General features: G+C 77.5%; 1 protein-coding gene. It reads left to right on the top strand.

Annotated elements, in window-relative coordinates; translation table 11 throughout:
- Positions 1–2 precede the first annotated feature (2 nt).
- Entirely contained in the window at positions 3–9,545 is a 9,543-nt protein-coding gene (locus ACP4J0_RS34675; RefSeq protein WP_426602858.1) for an SDR family NAD(P)-dependent oxidoreductase, read from the top strand.
- Positions 9,546–9,559: the final 14 nt, after the last annotated feature.

The raw sequence follows: 9,559 nt of genomic DNA, 5'->3' as shown, positions 1-9,559 counted from the left end.
TTGTGACCAGCACACCGACCCATGGGGCCCCGGCCGGCCGGCGGTCCGGCGCCGGACGCCCCACCGCCACCCCGCTCAGCCGGGCGATGGACACCATCAAGAAGCTGCGCGCGGAGCTGGACGAGGCGAAGGCCCGGCCGGCCGACGACGCCGGCCCGCTGGCCGTGGTCGGCGTCGGGCTCCGGCTGCCCGGTGGCATCGCCGACCTCGACGGCTACTGGGACGCCCTCGCCGAGGGCCGTGACCTGGTCCGTCCGATGCCCGAACACCGCAAGGAGCCCTTCACCGCCGAGTGGGACGCCCTCCCGCACCGCGGTGGCCACCTCGACGACGTACTCGGCTTCGACGCCGCCTTCTTCGGCGTCAGCCCGCGCGAGGCCCGCAGCCTCGACCCGCAGCACCGGCTGCTGCTCGAAGTGGCCTGGGAGGCGCTGGAGGACGCGGCGCTGCCGCCGCGCGCCCTCGCCGAGAGCGGACGGCGCACCGGGCTGTACGTGGGCGTGACCGGCCAGGACTACCGCGACTGGCAGCCCGCGGGGCAGGAGGACGCCTACTGGCTGACCGGCAACGGGCACTGCTTCGCGGCGGGGCGGATCGCCTACACCCTGGGCCTGATGGGGCCGGCGGTCGCCGTGGACACCGCCTGCTCGTCCTCCCTGACCGCGGTCCACCTCGCCGGCCAGGCGCTGCGCCGCGGCGAGTGCGACGTGGCCCTCGCGGGCGGCGTCAACCTGATCCTGTCGCCCCGCTCGACCCGGCTGATCCAGCAGACCAACTCCCTGGCCCCGGACGGCCTGTGCAAGACCTTCGACGCGCGGGCCAACGGCTTCACCCGCGGCGAGGGCTGCGGTGTCGTCGTCCTGAAGCGGCTCGCCGACGCCCGGCGCGACGGCGACCGCGTGCACGCCGTGGTCCGCGGCAGCGCGGTCAACCAGGACGGCCGTTCCTCGGGCTTCACCGCACCCAACGTCCGGGCGCAGATCGCCCTGATCCGGGCCGCCCTGGACGACGCCGGACTGAGCCCTGCGGAGATCGGCGCCGTCGAGGCGCACGGCACCGGCACCGCGCTCGGCGACCCCATCGAGGTCGAGGCGATCGTCGCCGCCCTGGACCGGTCCGCGGGCGGCGCCCCGCTGCGCATCGGCTCGGTGAAGACCGGCCTGGGCCACCTGGAGGCGGCCTCCGGCATCGCGGGACTCGTCCGCGGCGTGCTGTCGGTCCAGCGGCGCCTGCTCCCGCCGGTCGTGCACCTGAGCACCCTCAACCCCCGCATCCAGCTCGACGGCACCGGCATCGAGTTCCCGCGCGAGGTGCTGCCCTGGGAGGCCGGCGACAGCGGGCCGGGCAGCTGCCTGGGCGTCAGCTCGTTCGGCATGAGCGGCACCAACGCCCACGTCGTCCTCGGCGCGCCGACGGAGCGGGAGCGGACACCGGCCGCGTCCGACGGCGGCCCGGTGGCCGGCTTCGAGCTCTCCGCCCGCACCGAGGGCGCGCTGCGCGCCTGGGCGGGCCTGCTGGCCGGCCGCCTGGCGGAGCTGCCCGCCGAGGAGTACGCCGCGTTCGCCTACACCGTCACCCACGGCCGGGCCCGCCACGGGGTGCGCGCCCTGGTCACCGCCGAGGACCCGCGGGCCGCGCTGTCGGCCCTGCGCGAGCTCGCCGCGGGCGGCACGCCACAGGCGGTACGGCTGACCGACGCCGCGCCGGACGCCCCGGCGGACCCGGCCACGGCCGGACTGGCGCGCGCGGTCACCAGCCTGCCGGCCTACCCGTGGGAGCGGGTGCGGTACGCGCCTGCCCGGGACACGGACGCGGGCGCGGGCGCGGACTCGGGCCGCGGTACGGGGACCGGGTCCGCCGGTAACGCGGACGCGGACAGCGGTACGGGAACCCGGTCCGCCGACAACGCGGGCGCGGGCGCGGGCAGCGGTACGGGAACCCAGTCCGCCGACAACGCGGCCACGGACCAGGCCGCCACGGACGCCGGTACCCGCCACGTCACCGACGCGGCCGGGGCCGACGGCCCGCGGACGGCACTCCCCGCTCTCCACGTCGCCTGGACCCCGTACACCCCGACCGTCGCCCCTGACGCCCCGGACGCCCCGGACTCTGCCGCGGACCGTCCGCTGCTCGTCGCCGGTGACGACACCGCTCTGGTGGCCCTGCTCGTCCAGGCCGCGCGGGCCGGCGGCAACCGCCCCGTGGAGGTGCTGGACACCCTGCCCGACTCCGCCGCGCAGTGGGCCGCGGTCCGGGCCGAGCACCCCGGGGACCTGCTCCTCGCGCTCGCGGCGGCGCCGCTGCCCGGCTCACCGGACGAACCCGCGCCCACCCGGCACGCCGCCGCCCTGGCCGCCGCCGCGACCGTCGCCGTGCGCGCACTGCCGGACGGCCCCGGCCGCGTCCACCTCGTCACGTCCGGCGTGCGTCAGGTGACCGGCGACGACGCGATCGCCGCGGGCGACCACGGGGTGCTGCACGGGCTCGCCCCCGTACTCGCCCTGGAGTTCCCCCGCGTGTGGGGCGGCATCGTGGACCTTCCGGCCGACTGCGGCCCCGAGGACGCGTCGGCCGCGCTGACCGCGCTCGCGGCCCGGGACGCCGAGGACCTGCTCGCCGTCCGCGCCGGCCAGGTCCACGCGGCCCGGCTGCGCCCGGCCGAGGAGAAGCCGCAGCCGCTGCCGGTGCGCCCGGACGGAACGTATCTGCTGAGCGGTGGCCTGGGTGCCATCGGCCGTGTGGTCGCCCGCGACCTGGCCTCCCGCGGCGCCGGTCACCTCGTCCTGCTCGGCCGCCGCGCCGAGGAGGAGCTGCCCGCCGAGGCGGCGGACCTGCTCGCCGGGCTGGCCGCGTCCGGCACCCCGACGACGTACCTGCGGGCCGATGTAGGCGACGGTCCGGAGCTGGCCGCCGCCCTGGGCGCGCTCGACGCGCTGCCCCCGCTGCGCGGGGTGGTGCACGGCGCCGGCGCCATCGAGCGGCTGCCGCTGGCGGAGGCCGGCGAGGAGGCCTTCGCGACCGCGCTGCACGGCAAGTTCACCGGCGCGCACTGGCTGCGGCTGCTGACGGACGACCGGCCGCTGGACTTCTTCGTGCAGCTGTCCTCCGTCTCCGCCGTCTGGGGCACCAGCGGCTACGGCGCCTACGCGGCCGCCAACGGCGCCCTGGACGCGGTGGCGGAACGGGCCGCCGCGTCCGGACGGCCGGCGGGCAGCGTCGCCTTCGGCCCCTGGGACCTGGACGGCATGGCCGACTCCGAGGCCCGCACCCAGCTCGCCCGGATGGGCGTGCGCCCGGTCACCGCGGCGCAGGGCAGTGCCGCCCTCGCCGTGGCCGGTCCGCACGGTGCCCATCTCGTCGCCTGCGACCTGGACACCGACCGCTTCACGGCCGTCATGAACGCCGTACGCCCGCGCCCCCTGTTCGACCTGCTGGCCCGGCCGTCCGCACCGGCCGCCGCCACCGGCCCCGGCAGCGGCGCCGACCCCGACAGCCCCACCGGCCCCGGCAGCGGCGCCGACGCCGACGCCGGGGAGGCGCCCGTCGCGCCCCGCGACGCGCTGCGCGCCGCCCCCGGGCACCGGCGGCCCGCTCTGGTGGCCGCGCACGTCCGCGAGGTGCTGGCCGAGATCCTCGGCCACGACGACCCGGCCGCGCTGCCGGAGCGGACCGGGTTCCTCGACCTTGGCCTGGACTCGATCATGGCCGTCGACGCCTCGGCCCGGCTCTCGGAGGTGCTCGGCCTGGACGTCGGCATCGGCGACATCTTCGGCCACCCCTCCCTGGAGCGGCTGTCCGCCGAGCTGACCGGCCGCCTGTCGGACGCCCCCGCCACCCCCGCGCCGCGCCGCACCCCGGCCGCCCGCCCCACGACCGGCACCACCACCGCCCCCACGACAACCGGCACCACCGCAGTCGGCACCACCGCAGTCGGCACCCCCGCCACCGGCAGCACCGCGGCCACCCCCACGACGGCCCTCCCCGCCCCGGCCACCGGAACCGCGGGCGCCCAGGAACCCGCCCCGGCCGCCCCCGCCCCTGAACCCATAGCCGTCGTCGGCATGGCCGGCCGCTTCCCCGGCGCCGACTCCGTCGAGGACTTCTGGTCGCTGCTCGAAGAGGGCCGCGACGGGGTGGGCCCGGTGCCCGCCGACCGCTGGGACGCCGAGCGCCTCGGCACCCCCGCCCAGGGCGGCTTCCTCGGCGACATCCGCCGCTTCGACGCCGCGTTCTTCGACATCCCCGCCCGGGAGGCGGAGAGCCTCGACCCGCAGCAGCGCCTGCTGCTCGAAGCGGCCTGGCACGCGCTGGAGGACGCGGCCTGCGCCCCCTCCTCGCTCGCGGGCAGCCGTACCGGCGTGTTCGTCGGCATCTCCAACTCGGACTACGCCCGCGTCATGGAGAGCGGCGGAGCCGACGCGCTGGACGCCTACTTCCCCACCGGTACCGCGCTGAACGCGGCGGCCGGACGCATCGCCTACTACCTCGGTCTGCACGGCCCGGCGCTCGCGGTCGACACCGCCTGCTCGTCCTCGCTGGTCGCCCTGCACCTGGCGGTGCGCTCGCTGCGCACCGGCGAGAGCGACCGGGCCCTGGCCGGCGGCGTCAACGTCATCACGGCACCCACCTGCTCGGTGGCCGTCTCCCGCGCCCACATGCTGTCGCCCGAGGGCCGCTGCAAGACCTTCGACGCCTCCGCCGACGGTTTCGTCCGCGCCGAGGGCGTCGGGGTGCTGGTGCTGCGCCGCCTCAGCGACGCGCTGCGCGACGGCGACCGGGTGCTGGCGGTCGTCCACGGCAGCGCCGTCAACCAGGACGGCGCCTCCTCCGGGTTCACCGCGCCCAACGGCACCGCGCAGCGCCGGGTGATCCGCGAGGCGCTCGCCGACGCCGGCGTCGAGGGCGCCGACATCGACTACCTGGAGGCGCACGGCACGGGCACCTCGCTGGGCGACCCGATCGAGGTGGAGGCCGCCTGGGACGTGCTGGGTCCCGGCCGCCGGCCCGGCGAGCCGCTGCTGATCGGCTCGGTCAAGAGCAACATCGGCCACTGCGAGTCGGCCTCCGGCATGGCCTCCCTGATCAAGTCGGTGCTCGCGCTGCGCCACGGGCGGATCCCGGCCGGGCTGCACTACAGCACGCCCAATCCGCACGTGCCGTGGCGGGACATGAACATCCGGGTCGTCGACGGGCGGGTCTCCTGGACACCGGGCGACCGCCCCCGCCTGGCCGGCGTCTCCGGCTTCGGCTTCTCCGGCACCAACGCGCACGTCGTCCTCGGCGAGGCACCGGCCGCCGCCGGGAGCACCGTACGGAGCACGCCGGAGCCGGGGGCGCTGCTGCTGCCGCTGTCCGCACCGGACGCGGCCGGCCTGGAACGGGTGACCGCCGCCTGGGAAGAGGCACTGGAAGGCGCGGACGAGGAGCTGCTGCCCGACCTCGTCGCCGTCGCCGCGGCCGGCCGCGCCCACCTGCCCGTGCGCCGGGCCGTGCTGGGCACCGGGCGCGAGAAGCTGCTGTCCGCGCTGCGTGCGGCGGGCGCGCCCGGCACGGCGGCCACGCGGGCGCCCCGGGTGGCCTTCCTGTTCTCCGGACAGGGCGCCCAGTACTTCGGGATGGGCCGCGAACTCTACGAGAGCGAGCCGGTGTTCGCGTCGGTCTTCGACGACTGCGACCGCATCCTCACCCCGTACCTGGGCGACTCGCTGCTCAACCTGGTCTTCTACGGCGACGACCCGCAGGCCGTGAACCAGACCCGGATCACCCAGCCCGCCCTGGTGGCGCTGGAGCTGGCCCTGGCCGCGCTGTGGGAGTCGTGGGGCGTGCGGGCCGCCGCCGTGATGGGGCACAGCGTCGGCGAGGTCGCCGCCGCCGTGCACGCCGGGGTGCTCGGCCGCGAGGACGGCCTGGCCCTGATCGCCCACCGCGCCCGGCTGATGCAGTCGACGGAGCCCGGCGGCATGCTGTCCGTCTCCGGTGCCCCGGACTCCGTCGCGGCCTGGGCCGAGGAGGCCGGCGTGGACGTGGCCGCCGTCAACGGGCCCGAGTCGGTCGTGGTGGCCGGACCGAAGGACCTGCTGGACGCGTTCGCCGCGCGGCTGACGGAACGGGGGGTGCGCAGCAGGGCACTGACCGTCTCGCACGCCTTCCACTCCCGGCTGATGGACCCGGTGCTCGCGGAGTTCGAGGCCGCCGTCGCCCCGCTCGCCTTCGGCGCCCCGCGCATCCCGGTGATCGCCAACGTCACGGGCGCCGAGGCGGCCGACGACACCTACGACGCGGGTTACTTCGTGCGGCACATCCGGCAGCCGGTGCGTTTCCACGAGGGCGCCCGCGCCCTCGCCGACCTGGATGCCGACGTCCTGCTGGAGGTCGGCCCCGACCGGACCCTGGTCAACCTGGTGCGGGCCGCCGGACTCACCCCGGCCGGCGGGGGCGTGCCCTCGCTGCGGCGCGGCGGTGTGGACCGCACCCAGCTGCTCGCCGCCGCGGGGCACCTCTACGAGCAGGGCCAGGACCTGGACTTCGCGCGGATCACCGGCCGCCCCGAGGGCCGCGCCGCCGCGCCGCGCTACCCCTTCGCGGACACCTCGTACTGGACCACCGCCGTCCCCGCCGCGCTCGCGCCGGCCGGCGGACCGCGCCCGGGGCACGGGCGCCACTGGGGGGCGGAGCTGAAGTCGCCCGCCCTGACCGGGCGCGCGTTCTCCTTCGCCCGCAGCACCTCGTTCCCGGCCTACCTCACCGACCACCGGCTCTACGGCACCGTCGTCACCCCGGCCGCCTCCCACCTGGGCACCGTGCTGTCGGCCCTCGGCGGTGACGGCTCGCCCGTCCTCGTACGGGACCTGATCTGCCCCCGGGCGCTCGTCATCAAGGACGGCGAGGAGTACGAGGTGCAGATCACCGTCGACCGGCCGGGCGCCGACGGCAGCGCGGAGCTGTCCGTGCAGAGCCTCGTCGACCCCGAGCGCGGCATCTGGCAGCGGCACATCGGCGGACGCTGCGCCACCCCCGCCGTCGAGGAGACGCACCGGCCCCGCCCGGCCGACCGCGCCGCCTTCATGGCCGCCGCCGACCGGCACCTGACCCGGGACGACTTCTACGACTACTTCCGCTCCCTGGGCTACACCCTGGGCCCGTCCTTCCGCTGGATCGACGAGGTGTGGATCCGCGGCGACCAGGCGCTGGTGCGCTACCGGATGCCGGAACTGCCCGACGACCCGGCCGAGTACGAGCTGTACCCCGGCCTGATCGACTCCTGCTTCCAGAGCATCGCGGTGTTCCTGGTCGACGAGGGCGCGGCCGAGGCGCCGTCCCTGGCCATCCCGTTCGCCGCACGGGAGCTCTCCTTCCACGGCCGGCCGGCGACCGGCGGCGAGCTGTGGGGCGAGGTGCGGGTGCTGCGCGCCGAGCCGCTGGCCAACGACCGGCTGCGGGTGGAGACCGCGGACCTGCACCTGTACGCGGTCGACCCGGCCACCGGCGGTGAGCACAGCGTGTTCCGGGCCGACGAGTTCCGCATCCGGCACGCCTCGCGCGCCGTCCTGGAGGCGGGTCTGCGCGGGGACGGCCTGGTCCGCACCCTGGACTGGGTGCCGCTGCCGCAGGACTCGGCCGCGCCGCTCACCGCTCCGGTGCCGGTCGCCGTGCTCGGCGACGCCGGCGACGCCCAGGCGCTGGTCGCCGCGCTGGAGGCCGCCGGCCACCAGGTGTCGGTGCACGGCGACGGCCTCCCCGACGGCCCGGACCGTCCGGACGCCGGACTCGTGGTGGACGCCCGCTGGCTGACACCGCGCCCGTCCGGTGCCGGGGCCGGCACAGGCGCCGGTACCGCCACCGGGACGGACCCGGGCACCGGTACTGACGCCGAGACCGACACCGGCACCGACGCCGGGCCGGGCACGGACGACGCTCCCGGCGCCGGGGCCGTGCTGGGCGCGGTCCGTGCGCTCGCCGCCACCCTGCGCGCGCTGCCGCCTGAGCTGCCCTACGTGCTGCTCGCCGACGGCGACGCCGTGCGGGCGCCGCTGCGGGAGGCCCTGTTCGGGTTGCTGAGCTCCCTCGAGGCGGAGCAGACCGAGCGCCGTCTGACCCGGCTGCGGCTGGACGCGGGCTGGCGGGCCGAGGGGGTCGCCGCGCTGCTCGGCGGCCTGCCCGAGGAGACCCGGCTCGCGCTCACGGACTCCGGTGTCCGCGTCGCCCGCCTGGTCGGCGTACCCGCCCAGCCCGCCGCCCGCGAGCGGGCCGGGGGCGCGCTGATCACCGGCGGTCTCGGCGCGCTGGGCCTGGCCGTGGCCGCCGCGCACGCCGCCCGCGGCGGCGACCGGGTCACGCTGATGGCCCGGTCCGCGCCCGGCGACGTCGAGCAGGGGGTGATCGACTCGCTCACCGCGTCCGGGGTCCGCGTGTCCCTGGTGCGCGGCGACGTCACCGACCCGGCCGACGTGGCGCGGGCCGTTGCCGCCGCCACCGCCGACGGCCCCCTGGGCACGGTGTACCACCTGGCCGGCGTCAACGCGGACGGCGCCTTCCCGTCCCTGACGGACGCCTCCTACGAGAAGGTCTTCCACGCCAAGGCAGTGGGCGCCGACGTCCTCGCCGACGCGGTCGCCGGCCACGATCCCCGGTCGGTGGTGCTGTTCTCGTCCGTCTCCTCGGTGCTCGGCTCCCCCGGACAGGCCAACTACGCGGCCGCCAACGGCTACCTGGACGGTCTGGCCGAGGCGCTGCGCGAGCGGGGTCTGCCCGCCGTCGGCGTCAACTGGGGCCCGTGGGTGCCGGAGGCCAAGGGCGGCATGGCCGCCGCGGCGGCCGTCGAGCGGGCGGCGCAGCGGATCGGCATCCGGCCGCTGACCGACGCCGACGCGGCGCTGCCGCTGGCGCTCGCCGCCGAGGGCGCGCAGGACCGCCTGGTCGTGGTCGCCCTGGACCCGGCCCGCTACGCCGGCCAGGCCGCGGGGCATCCGCGGGCCGCGCTGGTCGCCGCGCTGACCGAACCGGTGGCCGCGCCCCGGGGCGCGAGCGGCGAGGGCGAGCCGGCCGGCTGGCTGCGGGACCGGCTCGCGGCGTCCGGCGCCGACGACGCCGAGCGCGTGCTGCGGGACGCCGTGCGGTCCCTGGTCGCCCGGATGCTCGGCTCCGACGACGGTCTGCCCGAGGACGGCTCCGCCGACGCGGAGGGCTTCTCGCAGCTCGGTCTCGACTCCATCATGGCGATCGACCTGCGGGCCGCCCTGGCCCACGCCATGGGCCGGGACCTGCCCGCCACCATCGCCATCGACCATCCGAGCGTGCTCGCGATGAGCGGCTTCCTCGCCGCGTCCGACCCCGCCCGCACCGGGTCCGGCGGTCCGGCGTCCGACCCGGCCCCGGCCCTTGCTCCGGCGGCGGCCGCGGCCGCCCCGGACCCCTCCGGTCCCCTCCTCCCGTCCGCCGATTCCCTCCCCTCCCCCGACTCCCTTCCCACCGCCGGCCCCCTCGAGGGCCTCTCCCTCGACGAGCTGCTCCGGGCCGTCACCGACGACCTCGCCCAGGACCAGTGAGCAGGCGATGACCA

The organism is Streptomyces sp. WG7, assembly GCF_049975785.1.
Lineage (GTDB): Bacteria > Actinomycetota > Actinomycetes > Streptomycetales > Streptomycetaceae > Streptomyces.
The sequence above is the reverse complement of the archived record's forward strand: the minus strand, read 5'-3'. Positions and strand labels throughout refer to the sequence as shown.